Source organism: Alphaproteobacteria bacterium, from assembly GCA_016124955.1.
Lineage (GTDB): Bacteria > Pseudomonadota > Alphaproteobacteria > UBA9219 > RFNS01 > RI-461.
The window spans coordinates 1-13,131 of the sequence record WGMR01000005.1 but is presented as its reverse complement, the minus strand read 5'-3'; the positions used below and the strand labels follow the sequence as shown (position 1 = coordinate 13,131).

Sequence of the window (13,131 nt, the reverse complement as noted above, 5' to 3'; positions counted from 1 at the left end):
GCTAACCCGCCTTTTCCACTTTTTCCAGCTTGATCACAACGCGCCGGTTCTGGGCCTGGTTTTCCGGGATCGCGTTGCCCGCCGCATCGCGGTTGGGAAGCTTTGGAAAGGTTTCGGCATAGCCTGCGGCGCGCAGCTTTTGCGGATTTATGCCCTGTTCAAGAAAATAGCGCACGACGGCGGCGGCACGTGCGGTTGAAAGTTCCCAGTTGGACGGGAATTGCGGCGTTTCGACCGGGTTATCGTCCGTATGGCCTTCGACCGTGACCATATAATCGCTGAACTGAGCGGCTTTAAGCTGGCGCGCGACATCGGCCAGCATCGCGCCGCCTTCCGGGCTGAGCGTGGCGGAGCCGAGTGCGAAAACCGCCGCGCTGCTCATTTCAATCGTGGTCAGCCGGTCGCCGCCCTCCACAAGCGGAGCTTCTGGCGGCGGCAAAACATCCTCGGCCGGCGCAGTTTGCTGCACGGGCGGGAGATCTTCCAGCTCAGGCGGCGCGGCGGGCGCTTCGGCAACCACCGGCGTTTCTTCCTTCGTAATCTCGACGCGCGCGATCACGGTGCCGAGCGGAACGGCATTATCGTCCGGCAGCAGCATGAGCGGCACCGCCTGCCGTTGCACCGGCGGCTGTTCAAGTTGCGGCAATGCCGGTTTGTTACCGACCGGTTCATGCACCTTTTCATACATCTTCGGCATGGAAATGGAGAGAAACAGCGCGAAGAAACAAAGCAAAAGCGTGATCAGATCGGCATAGGTCATCAGCCAATCATCGCTATGATTGGGCCGTACGCTCTTGCGCGGAAAGACGCCGGGGCGGTTCATCGAATAGCCCTGAGCCGCGGCGAGGACGGGCGCAATCCTATATCGGCCGCAAGGCTGTCATGGATTTCTTCAAGCCGCAGGAAGCTGTTCAACCTGTCCTGGATATAGTTCGGGGATTTGTTGCCGACCAGCATGACCAGACCTTCGATGATCAGGTGGTTGCGGAAACGAATGGCATCCTGCTGCTGCATCAGGCGCGATGCGGCGGGGATATAAACCATGCGGGCAGAGATCACGCCATAGAGCGTGCACAAAAACGCGATCGCGAGACCGGGGCCGACCCCGGCCATATCTTCCTGAAAATTATAAAGCATGATCACCATGCCAACCAGCGTGCCGATCATGCCGAAGGCGGGCGCGTGGCCCGCCATGGCGCTCAGCACGTTTGCGGGCGTGATATCGCGCTCGTAATAAGCTTCGGCGGCCGTTTCCATCATGGCCCGCACTTCTTCGGGCGTGTAGTTGCTGACAACCATGTTCAGCCCGTAGCGGACGAACGGATCGGGGATATAACCCACCTCTTCTTCCAGACCGCGCATGCCCTTCGCCTTGACGATACGGGCCCATGCCATGATGTTGGCGATATCGCGCTGCAGATTGCGCGCGGCGGGCGGTTGTTCCGTGAATATCTGCTTGATCGCTTTCAACGCCTTGATGACATCCTTCGACTGGAAGCTCATGAACGCGACGGCGATGGCACCGCCAACCACAATCAGCAACCCTTCGATGTTAAAGAAGGCCAGCATATCGTGCGTACCCGCCACGACCGCACCGAGTATGAGAAGAAAAGTCAGCGCCGCGCTCCAGACCGCGATGCGCGAATAGCGTTCGGGCCGCCCGCCGCGTGCGGGTGCCGCCGGGGCGCCGCTTTGATGCCGCGCCTGCGCGAGCATGCTCACCAGCAAATCGGATGAAATTTTACGGGCTTCAAGGGCGTCTTTGTCCATGGGGCGAACTCCGTCTGGCCGCAAGATTGCGGGCATATGTATCCACCTATATTCAAAGCAATTACCGTGCCGAAAGAATTACGGCTTATCATGCTGATATGTATTGTGTTTTTCCGACTCGAGCAGCCGGGGACGGGGAAGATATATCCCCTCATAGGCAAAAAAATCACCCCGCCCCGGGGCAAACCCGGAGCGGGGCGAAAACGTCAAATCAGTGATGCTTAGGCTGCGGCGCGGGGTTGCGTGCCCGGCGCACCGGAATTACGCCCGCCGCCGCCACGGCCACGATGGTTCTTGCCGCCACCATGCCTGAACCTTTTGCGGAAGCGCTTGTTGCGCGGACCGGAACGGCCGGGGTTCGCAGGTTTTTCATGCGGGTTCATCAGCCAGTTGATCGCTTGCCACTTTTCACCGTCGCTCGGCGTGATCAGGTTGACGGCGGCACCTTCCGCCCCCGCCCGCGCCGTACGGCCGATACGATGGATGTAGTCTTCCGGGCACTGCGGCAGATCATAGTTGATGACATGCTCGATATGCGGAATATCCAGACCGCGCGCGGCGACGTCTGTCGCCACCAGAATGCGGTGCTTGCGGTCACGGAAGCCCTGGATCACGCGATCACGCTGGCTCTGCTTCAGATTGCCATGGATCGCGCTCGCCGGATGCTTATCGCGGCATAGCTTGTCGGCCATGCGTGCGGCACCGTGCTTGGTACGCACGAACACGATGATCGAGCCGCTGCGTTGGCCAAGCTGGGTCAGAAGGCTTTTATACTTCTCGCCGTCCGTCGTCTGGATCTGCTCCTGAACGATTTTCGCAGAAGGCGTGGTGGTGGAACCCACCGCAATCCGTTCGGGATCGCGCAGGTAACGCGCCGCCAGCTTCACGATTTTGTCGGGCAGCGTGGCCGAGAACATCAGCGTTTGCCGTTCGACCGGCACCTGCTTGATGATCTTTTCCAGCTGCGCGGCGAAACCCATATCGAGGATACGGTCGATTTCATCGAGCACGAGGAAGCGCGTGCTCCCGAGCTTGAGCGTGCCGCGCATAAGGTGATCGTTCACGCGGCCGGGCGTGCCGACGATGATGCGCGGGCGGTTTTGCAACTGCCTGAACTGCCGCGGCATCGGTTCGCCGCCGATCAGCAGCGCGGTTCTGATATCCTGCACCGGGATCAGCTGGCAAAGCGTCGCCTGCACCTGTGCGGCCAGCTCGCGCGTTGGCGCGAGCACGAGAGCGTTGCCCTCGGGCCTTTCCATCATTTTGGCAACCAGCGGAATACCGAAGGCTGCCGTCTTGCCCGTGCCCGTCTGGGCGGAACCGAGAATGTCCCTGTCCGCCATGGCGATGGGGATCGCCTGCGCCTGAACCGGCGTGGGCGCGGTGAACTGCATCCGCACCAGCGACTGCATTAGTTTGGCCGGAAGGCCGAATTGAGAAAAATCCTGTGTCATGTCCATCTTGCTGCAAACGGATGGCGGCCATGCCGCCATCCGCTCACTGTTTGTTTATGGGGTGATTAGGCTGCGTTGGCCAGCTTAAGGTTGGTGGCCGAAGTCTTGCCATTGTGCGTCGTCATTTCGTAGCTGACGCACTGGCCTTCGTTAAGGCTGTTCAGACCCGCCTGTTCAAGCGCGCTGATGTGCACAAACACATCGGAGCCGCCTTGATCGGGCTGGATGAAACCGAAACCCTTGGTCGGGTTGAACCACTTAACTTTACCGTTTTCCATAGTCTTTCCTTTACATTAAACGAATACCGGCCTCATCATGACGCCGATAGAGCATAGCAAAACACGGCACATGAATTTCATGCGCCATATCGATCAAACTCTTGGGCAAACGCGGGGAAAGGGCTTTGCTAAAGCCTTGCTCTCAGACCCGCCATAAGAAGCGACGGGTGGTGCCGGTTATAAGACCGGCCATGCATAAGCGAGAGTTACATCTAAACTCGGGGCGGATACTACATTTAACCGGCAGGAAAGCAAGATAAATCGGCAGAAACCCGCTAACCTTATGTTCGGAATCACTTTTTCGACCCTTCGGAGCTGCCGGACCATGCCCGACCAAACACGCAGGCTACGCCTTTGGCTTGAAATCGCCGTCATATTCATCGGCATACCGCCGCTTATTATGCTGGCGGGGCAGCGCTGGCTTATGCTCGTGGCGCTGTGGCTCGGCGCGGCCTTCGCCGTTGTTGCCATGAAGAAACTGCAAGGCTTCAACCATCGCCGGGAGTGGAATTTGGCGGGCGTGAAGGCGGGTATCGCGCCCGTTTTGGCACGCTTTATTATCCTGTCGCTTTTCCTTCTTATATTCACGGCATGGCACGACCCGGAAAGATTATTTTCCTTCCCGCGCGAAAGGCCGGTGGTGTGGGCCGCCGTTATGCTGCTCTACCCCGTGCTTTCGGTATGGCCGCAAGAACTGTTGTTCCGCAGCTTTCTTTCCTGGCGTTACGGATCGTTATTTCCCGGCCCGCAAGCCTACGCCATCGCTTCCGCCATTCTGTTCGGCTATGCGCATATTCTGTTCCTGAACTGGATTGCGATTGTCTTTTCCGCTGCGGGCGGCTTGATGTTTGCGCACACCTACCGCCGTCACAAATCGCTGGCGCTGGCCTGTCTCGAGCACGCGCTCTATGGTTGCCTTGTCTTTACGCTGGGGCTGGGTTGGTATTTCTACGGCAAGGCATGGGTGCGCGCCTAAACCAGCATATTGCTGCCAAACCAGCGCCGGACCGAAACTGCCGCAAGCCATTGCAAACGCCCGGCCAGAATATCAGACGCGGCCCAGAACATGGCCGCTACCAGCATAACCCAGCTTCCCCCCGCCACGGCGGCCAGAATCAGCGGCACGCGCTGCACAATATTCAGCAAGCCCACGCCATGTTGCAGGTTGGCCGACCATTGCACACGCCCGACCGCTTCAAACGGCACGCGCAAAACCCCGACCAACCAGATCGCAGCCTGCAGCGCGAGCGCGGCCTTAAGCGCCATATTGCCTTCGGTCGCCTGCGAGAACATAAGCAAAAGATCGCCCAGCGCGAACATAATGCAGGCAAGCGCATAGCCGCCAGCCCGGTGACCGGCGCGGAACAGCATGGCCTCTGCCGCAAAAAACAGCGCCACGGCGTATAAGCTAGGCACATCGCTCGCGAGCAGAAGGATGAGCGAGCCCGTAAAGCTGACTATGCCGGCCCAATTTTCGGAATACATATTTGCAAATTTATTTTTCGATACAGCCATGAAAAAGACCCTGATTCTCCCGCCGCGCGGCACATAGGGGCAGGTTATCATCGCACAAACTCGATGCAAACAATTTTAGGCAAAAACACGGCACCGGCAGGAACGCCTGCAAGCGCAGGATGTTAGAGAAAACCCTTTGTTTATTGGGGTTATGGTAACCCGCATTTTAAGCATAATTAGACTTTTTTTAAGTGCCTCGCGCTAATGTCAAATCATAGCGCGTACGGATTTTTACCGACAAGGCATTTGAGGGAGCAAGTATTATGCAAAACGATAAACCCGGTTTCGGCATGCACGGGGAGCAGGCGAAGATAGTCCGCCTTTCCGACCGGCAGAAGGAAATAGACAAACTGCCCCCGCCCGACACCAAGCGTTGGGTGATGCGCCGCAAGGCCCAGGTGGTCAACGGCGTGCGCAAGGGCCTGCTTTCGATGGAAGAGGCTTGCCAGCGTTATCGCATTTCGGAAGAAGAGTTCAAGACGTGGGCCCGTTTGCTCGACAGCCATGGCGTTCGTGCGCTGCGGGTCACGCGCATCAAGGAATACCGTAGTACGGACGATCATTTGAACGGGGCGACCAGCGTCGCGGAATAACCAAGGCGTCTCAACCTGAGTTATAGCGTACTCTAAGTCCTGTTTGAATCTTACGGCCTTCCGGCACCTGGATATTGGCGCCGTGAAGGCCGTGAGTTTTTCTGGCTCCTGCCCGTTCTATCCCAGCAGATTACCAAGCGTAATGGCCGCCAGCGCCAGGATGCCGAAATCGCGGCTTGCGCGGAAAATCGTCAGACAGCTGGCGGGGTCATTCAAATCCAGCCGCTTGATCTGGAACCCCAAATGCGCCGCCGGGGCCAGCATGGCGATATAAAATGCCCAGTGCAGCCCCGCGGCATAGCCCGCCGCCACCATGAAAAGCGCGGCAAGGAAATAGGCAGCGATGATAAAATCGCGCACATTATCGCCGAACAAAAGCGCGGTCGATTTCACGCCCGCGAACGCATCGTCTTCCATATCCTGCCTTGCATAAACGGTATCGTAGCCAAGCGTCCAGAACACGCCCCCGAGATACAAAAGCACTCCCGGCGCTTCCAGCGTGCCGTTGGCCGCCGCCCATGCCATCAGCGCACCCCAGTTGAAGGTGATGCCGAGGAACAGTTGCGGCCACCATGTAATGCGCTTCATCAACGGATAAACGGCGATCAGCGCCAGCGAGATGACCCCAAGCACGATCGTGAGATGATTGAAGCAGATAAGGATGCCAAAACCGGCCAGAAGAAGGATCAAAAGAAAAACGGCGGCCTGTTTCACATTGACCTGCCCGCTGGGTAACGGGCGCATGCGCGTACGCTCCACCTGCGCATCGATGCCGCGATCCATGATGTCGTTTAAGGTGCAGCCGGCGCCGCGCATGACAATCGCGCCGACGATAAAAAGAAGCACGGTACCGGAAGGCGGAAGGCCGTCATAAGCCAGCGCAAGCGACCAAAGGCATGGCAGCAGCAAAAGCCATGTGCCGATCGGCCGGTCGAGCCGCGCCAAAAGCGCATAGGGCCGCAGCCCGGCGGGAAGCATGCGCACGAAGGCGTTATCGGTCATGTCCGTGGCCACTGCAACCCTCCTGCCCGGCGGTTGTTCGTGGCCATGGGCCTACCCTCAGGCTACGTCTTTTTCGCCGCCATCGGCCAAGGCCGCTGCGCGCTTTTCCTGATCGAGCTTTTCGGCTTCGACATCGCGCGCCGCGGCAACGCGCCGCAGACGGTTGACGACGCTGCCGGTACCCGCCGGAATGAGGCGACCGACGATGATGTTTTCCTTGAGCCCCTCAAGCGTATCGACCTTGCCGGCCACCGCAGCTTCGGTAAGCACGCGGGTGGTTTCCTGGAACGACGCGGCCGAGAAGAAGGAACGCGTCTGCAGGCTGGCCTTGGTGATACCTTGCAGCACCGGCATGCACTGCGCGGGCTTCAGGCTTTCAAGCACGGCCTTTTCATTGACCTGCTCGAACTCGTAGCGATCGACCTGTTCACCCGAAAGGAAGGTGGTTTCGCCCGCATCCGTGATCTCGACCTTCTGCAACATCTGGCGAACGATCACTTCAATGTGCTTGTCGTTGATCTTCACGCCCTGCAAACGATACACTTCCTGAATTTCGTTGATCAGGTAGTTGGCAAGCGCCTCGACGCCCAGTGCCGTCAGAATATCGTGCGGAACGGGGTTGCCGTCGATCAGAAGGTCGCCCTTCTGGACGATATCGCCTTCCTGAACGGCGACATGCTTGCCCTTCGGGATCAGATATTCGCGCGGTTCGACCGCTTCGTCGGCCGGACGCACGATGATGCGGCGCTTGGATTTGTAATCCTTGCCGAATTCCACCCGGCCCTCGACATCCGCGATAATCGCGAAATCCTTCGGGCGGCGGGCTTCGAACAGCTCGGCCACGCGCGGCAGACCGCCCGTGATATCGCGCGTTTTCGAACTTTCGCGCGGGATACGGGCCAGCACGGTACCGGCCTTGACCTTGGAACCGTTATCGACGTTCAGGATCGCATCAACCGGCAGGAAGTAACGGGCTTCCATGCCGCTCGAAAGCGTGATCACCTCGCCCTTGTCGTCATGCAAAACGATGCGGGGGCGCAAATCGGCGCCGCGCGGCTGCTGGCGGTAATCGATGACCTTCTTCGACGAAATGCCGGTCGCTTCGTCCATCACTTCGCGGATCGAAAGACCTTCGATCAAATCGGCATAGTGCGCGACGCCTTCGCGCTCCGTGATGATCGGCAGCGTGTAGGGATCCCATTCGGCCAGCTTCTGGCCCTTGGTAACCTTGCTGCCTTCGTCAACGAGGATCTTGGCGCCGTACGGAACACGATGGCGGGCCTTTTCGCGGCCCTTTTCATCAAGCAGCACGACTTCGCTGTTGCGCGCCATGACCACGGGGCGGCCATCGGCCGCCATGACCACGTTGCGGTTGCGGATCTGCATTACGGCATCGTAGGCCGCTTCGATCGCGTTCTGTTCGGCGCCGCGCTGTGCCGCGCCACCGATATGGAAGGTACGCATGGTCAGCTGGGTACCGGGTTCGCCGATCGACTGCGCGGCGATGACGCCGACAGCTTCGCCAACGTTCACGGGCGTGCCGCGGGCCAGATCGCGGCCATAGCACTTGCCGCAAACGCCGTTGCCGGATTGGCATGTCAGGGTCGAACGGATCAGAACCGTATCGACGCCGGCGTTGTCGATCTTGATAAGATCGGGCTCTTCGATCAGATGGCCGGCCGGGATCACGAGCGTGCCGTTGGCTTCCTTCACATCAACCGCGGCGGTGCGGCCGAGGATGCGTTCGGAAAGCGGGGCAATGACTTCGCCGCCTTCGATCACGGCCTTGACCGTCAGACCTTCCTGCGTGCCGCAATCAAGCTCGGTGATGATCGCGTCCTGCGCGACGTCAACGAGGCGGCGGGTCAGGTAGCCCGAATTCGCGGTTTTCAGCGCAGTATCGGCCAGCCCCTTGCGGGCGCCGTGGGTCGAGTTGAAGTACTCGAGCACCGTGAGGCCTTCCTTGAAGTTGGAGATGATCGGCGTTTCGATGATCTCGCCCGACGGCTTGGCCATAAGGCCGCGCATACCGGCAAGCTGCTTGATCTGCGCGGCTGAACCGCGGGCGCCGGAATGGGCCATCATATAGACGCTGTTGGGCTGGCCGCTGCCGGTATCGGTGATACCTTTCATCATTTGCTCGGCGACATGCTCGGTGCAGCTCGACCACACGTCAACCACCTTGTTGTACTTTTCGCCCTTGGTGATCAGACCGTCCTGGTATTGCTGTTCGTATTCCTTGACCTCGCCCTTCGCGGTCGCGATCAGCTTTTCCTTCGCGGCCGGGATCACGAGATCGTCCTTGCCGAACGAAATGCCGGCGCGGCAGGCGTTGCTGTAGCCAAGGCCCATCAGGCGGTCGGCGAAGATCACCGTCTCCTTCTGGCCGCAATGGCGGTACACGATATCGATAACGTTGGTGACATCCTTCTTCGTCAACACGCGGTTGACCAATTCAAACGGCACCTTCGGGTGGCGCGGCAGGATTTCGGACAACATCATGCGGCCTGCGGTGGTTTCCACGCGCATGGTTACGGGCTTGTTGTCTGCATCGACGCCCTTGTAGCGCGCGAAGATCTTGCTGTGCATGGTGATGACCTGGCTGGCCAACGCCTGTTCAATTTCGCCGATATTGGCGAACGCCTTGCCTTCGCCCGGCGCGCCTTCGCGCATCAGGGATATATAGTAGAGCCCGAGCACGATATCCTGGCTGGGCACGATGATCGGCTTGCCGTTTGCGGGGCTAAGGATGTTGTTGGTGGACATCATCAGCACGCGCGCTTCCAGCTGCGATTCCAGGGAAAGCGGAACGTGGACGGCCATCTGGTCGCCGTCGAAATCGGCGTTGAAGGCGGTGCAGACCAGCGGGTGAAGCTGGATCGCCTTGCCTTCGACCAGAACGGGTTCGAACGCCTGAATACCGAGGCGGTGAAGCGTCGGCGCGCGGTTCAGCAGCACCGGATGCTCGCGGATAACCTCTTCGAGGATATCCCAAACTTCGGGACGTTCCTTTTCGACCATGCGCTTGGCGGCCTTGATGGTGGAGGCCATGCCGTACAGTTCGAGCTTTGCGTAGATAAAGGGCTTAAAGAGTTCGAGCGCCATTTTCTTCGGCAAACCGCACTGATGCAGCTTGAGTTCCGGGCCGACGACGATGACGGAACGACCGGAATAATCGACGCGCTTGCCAAGCAGGTTCTGGCGGAAGCGGCCCTGCTTGCCTTTCAGCATGTCGGAAAGAGACTTGAGCGGGCGCTTGTTGGCGCCGGTAATCACGCGGCCGCGGCGGCCGTTGTCGAACAGCGCATCGACGGATTCCTGCAGCATGCGCTTTTCGTTACGCACGATGATATCGGGCGCGCGCAGCTCGATCAGCCGCTTCAAACGGTTGTTGCGGTTGATAACGCGGCGATACAGATCGTTGAGATCCGAAGTCGCGAAGCGGCCGCCATCAAGCGGAACCAGCGGGCGCAGTTCGGGCGGGATAACCGGAACGACTTCCAGCACCATCCATTCCGGACGGGCGCCGGATTCGATGAAGGCTTCAATGATCTTCAGGCGCTTCACAATCTTTTTGCGGCGCGCTTCGGAGCCGGTTTCAACCAGCTCGGTCCGCATCTTGGCCTTTTCTTCATGCAGATCGATCGCGGCCAGCATGGTCTTGACCGCTTCGGCGCCGATCTGGGCCGTGAAGGCGTCTTCGCCGTACTGATCCTGTGCGTCCAGATATTCTTCTTCCGAAAGCAGCTGACGGTTCTTGAACGGAGTCAGGCCCGGTTCGATCACGATGTAGCTTTCGAAATACAGGACCTTTTCGATTTCCTTCAGCGTGGTATCGAGCAAAAGGCCGATGCGGCTGGGCAGCGACTTCATGAACCAGATATGCGCGACCGGCGCGGCCAGTTCGATATGCCCCATGCGTTCGCGGCGGACCTTTTGCAAGGTCACTTCCACGCCGCACTTTTCGCAAACGATGCCGCGATACTTCATGCGCTTGTACTTGCCGCACAAGCATTCGTAATCCTTGATCGGGCCGAAGATGCGGGCACAGAACAGGCCGTCGCGTTCGGGCTTGAAGGTACGATAGTTGATCGTCTCCGGCTTTTTGATTTCGCCTAATGACCAGCTGCGGATACGCTCGGGCGACGCGATCGAAATTCTGATCTGGTCGAAGTTCTGCGTCTGGCTCTGCTGCTGGTTGAAGATGTTCATCAAGTCGTTCATACCTTGCTCCCGCACTTTTGCGCGTTTGTTCGTGAAAACCGGTTAAGCCTAGCCTTGCGACGTACCCGTCGGCGGCAATTCGGCCGGCTGTTCCTCGTTATCCTGCTCGGCCGCCAGGGATTTTTGCGCCAGCTCGACATTAAGGCCGAGCGAACGCAATTCCTTGACCAACACGTTGAAGGATTCCGGGATGCCGGATTCGAAATTGTCTTCGCCGCGCACGATGGATTCGTACACCTTGGTGCGGCCCGAAACGTCGTCCGATTTCACGGTCAACATTTCCTGCAGCGTGTAGGCGGCACCGTAGGCTTCAAGTGCCCAGACTTCCATTTCGCCGAAGCGTTGGCCGCCGAACTGCGCCTTGCCGCCCAGCGGTTGCTGGGTCACAAGCGAGTAAGGCCCAATCGAACGGGCGTGGATCTTGTCGTCCACCAAATGGTGCAGCTTGAGCATATAGATGTAGCCCACCGTTACCTTGCGGTCGAACGGCTCGCCGGTACGGCCATCGACCAGCGTGACCTGGCCCGAGGTGTTAAGCCCGGCCAGTTCCAGCATCGCGTTGATGTCCGGTTCGCGCGCGCCGTCGAACACCGGCGTCGCCATCGGCACGCCGCGCGCAAGATTGCCCGCGAGTTCAACGGTTTCATCGTCCGACAAAGTGGCGATATCCTGCTTATAGCCTTCTTCGCCATAAACGGTCTTGAGCTTGCCCCTCAAATCCTGCAACCCGGCCTTTTTGTTCTGGCCCTGGCATGCACGCACCACGTCGCCGATCTGGCGGCCGAGGCTGGCGGATGCCCAGCCAAGATGCGTTTCAAGAATCTGCCCCACATTCATGCGCGAAGGCACGCCAAGCGGGTTCAGCACGATATCAACCGGGGTACCGTCTTCAAGATACGGCATGTCTTCCGCCGGAACGATGCGCGAGATCACGCCCTTGTTGCCGTGACGGCCGGCCATCTTGTCGCCCGGCTGAAGCTTGCGCTTCACGGCTACAAAGACCTTGACCATCTTCATCACGCCCGGCGGCAATTCGTCGCCGCGCTGCAGCTTCGAAACCTTGTCTTCGAAGCGCTTCTTGAGCGCGGTTATGGAATCGTCGAACACCTTGCCGATACCCTCGATCTGTTCCATCACCTTGTCGTCCTTGATGGTGATCTGGCGCCACTGGCCGTGGGTGTATTCCGCCAGCAGCTCTTCGGTGATCTGCTTGCCGGTCGGGAAGTTCTTGGGCCCCGTGGCGGCCTTGTGATCGATCAACAGATCCTTCAAGCGGCCATAGAAGCTGCGTTCAAGGATGGCGCGTTCGTCGTCGCGGTCCTTCGCGAGCTTTTCGATTTCCGCGCGCTCGATCGCCATCGCGCGTTCGTCCTTTTCCACGCCGCGGCGGGAAAAGACGCGCACTTCAACGATCGTGCCATTCACACCCGGCGGCAAACGCAGGGACGTATCGCGCACATCGGCGGCCTTTTCACCGAAGATGGCGCGCAGAAGCTTTTCTTCCGGCGTCATCGGGCTTTCGCCCTTCGGTGTGACCTTGCCGACAAGGATGTCGCCCGGGTTCACTTCGGCGCCGATATAGACGATGCCGGCCTCATCGAGGTTCTTGAGCGCTTCTTCGCCCACGTTCGGTATATCGCGGGTGATTTCTTCCTGCCCGAGCTTGGTATCGCGCGCCATCACTTCGAATTCCTCGATATGAATCGAGGTGAAGACGTCTTCCGACACGATCCGTTCCGAAATCAGGATCGAATCTTCGAAGTTGTAGCCGTTCCACGGCATGAAGGCGCACAGCACGTTGCGGCCGAGCGCAAGTTCGCCCAGTTCGGTTGACGGGCCGTCGGCAATGATATCGCCTTGCTGCACCTTGTCGCCCACCTTCACCAGCGGACGCTGCGTGATGCAGGTGTTCTGGTTCGAGCGCTGGAACTTCAGCATGTTGTAGATATCGACGCCCGGCGCGGCCGGGTCGGTGTTCTTGGTGGCACGAACGACGATGCGCGTGGCATCGATCTGATCGACAACACCTGTGCGCTTCGCCACGATCACGGCGCCTGAATCGCGCGCGACCGAGGAAGTGTTCTATCTGACCGCGATGGAAGAGGGCAAATACACCATCGCCCAGGCCAATGCCGAGCTGGACGATGACGCCCGCTTCACCAGCGAACTGGTGAGCTGCCGCATCAACGGCGACTTCCAGATGCTGAAGCCGGACCAGATCGACTATATCGACGTCTCGCCGAAGCAGCTGGTCTCGGTCGCGGCGGCGCTGATCCCGTTCCTGGAGAACGACGA

General features: G+C 59.2%; 10 protein-coding genes and 1 pseudogene. 3 read left to right on the top strand and 8 right to left on the bottom strand.

The window, feature by feature from the left end; translation table 11 throughout:
- Position 1 precedes the first annotated feature (1 nt).
- The 4 genes from GC131_03030 to GC131_03015 all read right to left on the bottom strand — a co-directional run bounded on the left by GC131_03030 (position 2) and on the right by GC131_03015 (position 3,502).
- Positions 2-823, bottom strand: a complete 822-nt coding sequence (locus tag GC131_03030) for an OmpA family protein (GenBank protein ID MBI1273042.1) — start codon at positions 821-823, stop codon at positions 2-4.
- Positions 820-1,806, bottom strand: a complete 987-nt coding sequence (locus tag GC131_03025; GenBank protein MBI1273041.1) for a flagellar motor protein MotA — start codon at positions 1,804-1,806, stop codon at positions 820-822. The genes GC131_03030 and GC131_03025 overlap by 4 nt, the downstream gene beginning before the upstream one ends.
- 185 nt (positions 1,807-1,991) lie before the next feature.
- Positions 1,992-3,224: a DEAD/DEAH box helicase gene (locus GC131_03020; protein MBI1273040.1), complete on the bottom strand. Its 1,233-nt coding sequence runs from the start codon at positions 3,222-3,224 to the stop codon at positions 1,992-1,994.
- Between the two features lie 65 nt (positions 3,225-3,289).
- A complete protein-coding gene (locus GC131_03015; protein MBI1273039.1) occupies positions 3,290-3,502 on the bottom strand; it encodes a cold-shock protein in 213 nt (70 codons plus the stop codon).
- Positions 3,503-3,785: 283 nt separating this feature from the next.
- Between GC131_03015 and GC131_03010 the strand changes: the two genes are divergently transcribed.
- Positions 3,786-4,478, top strand: a complete 693-nt coding sequence (locus tag GC131_03010; protein ID MBI1273038.1) for a CPBP family intramembrane metalloprotease — start codon at positions 3,786-3,788, stop codon at positions 4,476-4,478.
- Here the strand turns inward: GC131_03010 and GC131_03005 are convergent.
- On the bottom strand, positions 4,475-5,017 hold the full coding sequence (locus GC131_03005) for a hypothetical protein (protein MBI1273037.1): 543 nt from the start codon (positions 5,015-5,017) through the stop codon (positions 4,475-4,477). The two genes, GC131_03010 and GC131_03005, sit on opposite strands and share 4 nt — an antisense overlap.
- 290 nt (positions 5,018-5,307) lie before the next feature.
- On the opposite strand from GC131_03005, the gene GC131_03000 reads away from it, so the two are divergent.
- On the top strand, positions 5,308-5,610 hold the full coding sequence (locus GC131_03000) for a DUF1153 domain-containing protein (GenBank protein ID MBI1273036.1): 303 nt from the start codon (positions 5,308-5,310) through the stop codon (positions 5,608-5,610).
- Between the two features lie 117 nt (positions 5,611-5,727).
- Here the strand turns inward: GC131_03000 and GC131_02995 are convergent, their stop codons facing one another.
- From GC131_02995 to rpoB, 3 genes and pseudogenes are all read right to left on the bottom strand, one after another.
- Positions 5,728-6,612, bottom strand: a complete 885-nt coding sequence (locus GC131_02995; GenBank protein ID MBI1273035.1) for a 4-hydroxybenzoate octaprenyltransferase — start codon at positions 6,610-6,612, stop codon at positions 5,728-5,730.
- 57 nt (positions 6,613-6,669) lie between these two features.
- Positions 6,670-10,836: a DNA-directed RNA polymerase subunit beta' gene (rpoC, locus tag GC131_02990; protein MBI1273034.1), complete on the bottom strand. Its 4,167-nt coding sequence runs from the start codon at positions 10,834-10,836 to the stop codon at positions 6,670-6,672.
- A 48-nt stretch (positions 10,837-10,884) separates the two neighbouring features.
- Positions 10,885-12,909, bottom strand: a pseudogene (gene rpoB, locus GC131_02985) (DNA-directed RNA polymerase subunit beta).
- Positions 12,910-12,931: 22 nt separating this feature from the next.
- Here rpoB and GC131_02980 point away from each other — a divergent pair.
- Positions 12,932-13,131: hypothetical protein (locus GC131_02980; protein MBI1273033.1), on the top strand; the 200-nt coding region annotated here is incomplete at its 3' end.

Bases quoted from the DNA above. Each gene is read 5' to 3' on its own strand.
- GC131_03030 (MBI1273042.1), bottom strand. From the start codon at position 823: ATGAACCGCCCCGGCGTCTTTCCGCGCAAGAGCGTACGGCCCAATCAT.
- GC131_03025 (MBI1273041.1), bottom strand. From the start codon at position 1,806: ATGCCCGCAATCTTGCGGCCAGACGGAGTTCGCCCCATGGACAAAGAC.
- GC131_03020 (MBI1273040.1), bottom strand. From the start codon at position 3,224: ATGACACAGGATTTTTCTCAATTCGGCCTTCCGGCCAAACTAATGCAG.
- GC131_03015 (MBI1273039.1), bottom strand. From the start codon at position 3,502: ATGGAAAACGGTAAAGTTAAGTGGTTCAACCCGACCAAGGGTTTCGGT.
- GC131_03010 (MBI1273038.1), top strand. From the start codon at position 3,786: ATGTTCGGAATCACTTTTTCGACCCTTCGGAGCTGCCGGACCATGCCC.
- GC131_03005 (MBI1273037.1), bottom strand. From the start codon at position 5,017: ATGGCTGTATCGAAAAATAAATTTGCAAATATGTATTCCGAAAATTGG.
- GC131_03000 (MBI1273036.1), top strand. From the start codon at position 5,308: ATGCACGGGGAGCAGGCGAAGATAGTCCGCCTTTCCGACCGGCAGAAG.
- GC131_02995 (MBI1273035.1), bottom strand. From the start codon at position 6,612: ATGACCGATAACGCCTTCGTGCGCATGCTTCCCGCCGGGCTGCGGCCC.
- rpoC (MBI1273034.1), bottom strand. From the start codon at position 10,836: ATGAACGACTTGATGAACATCTTCAACCAGCAGCAGAGCCAGACGCAG.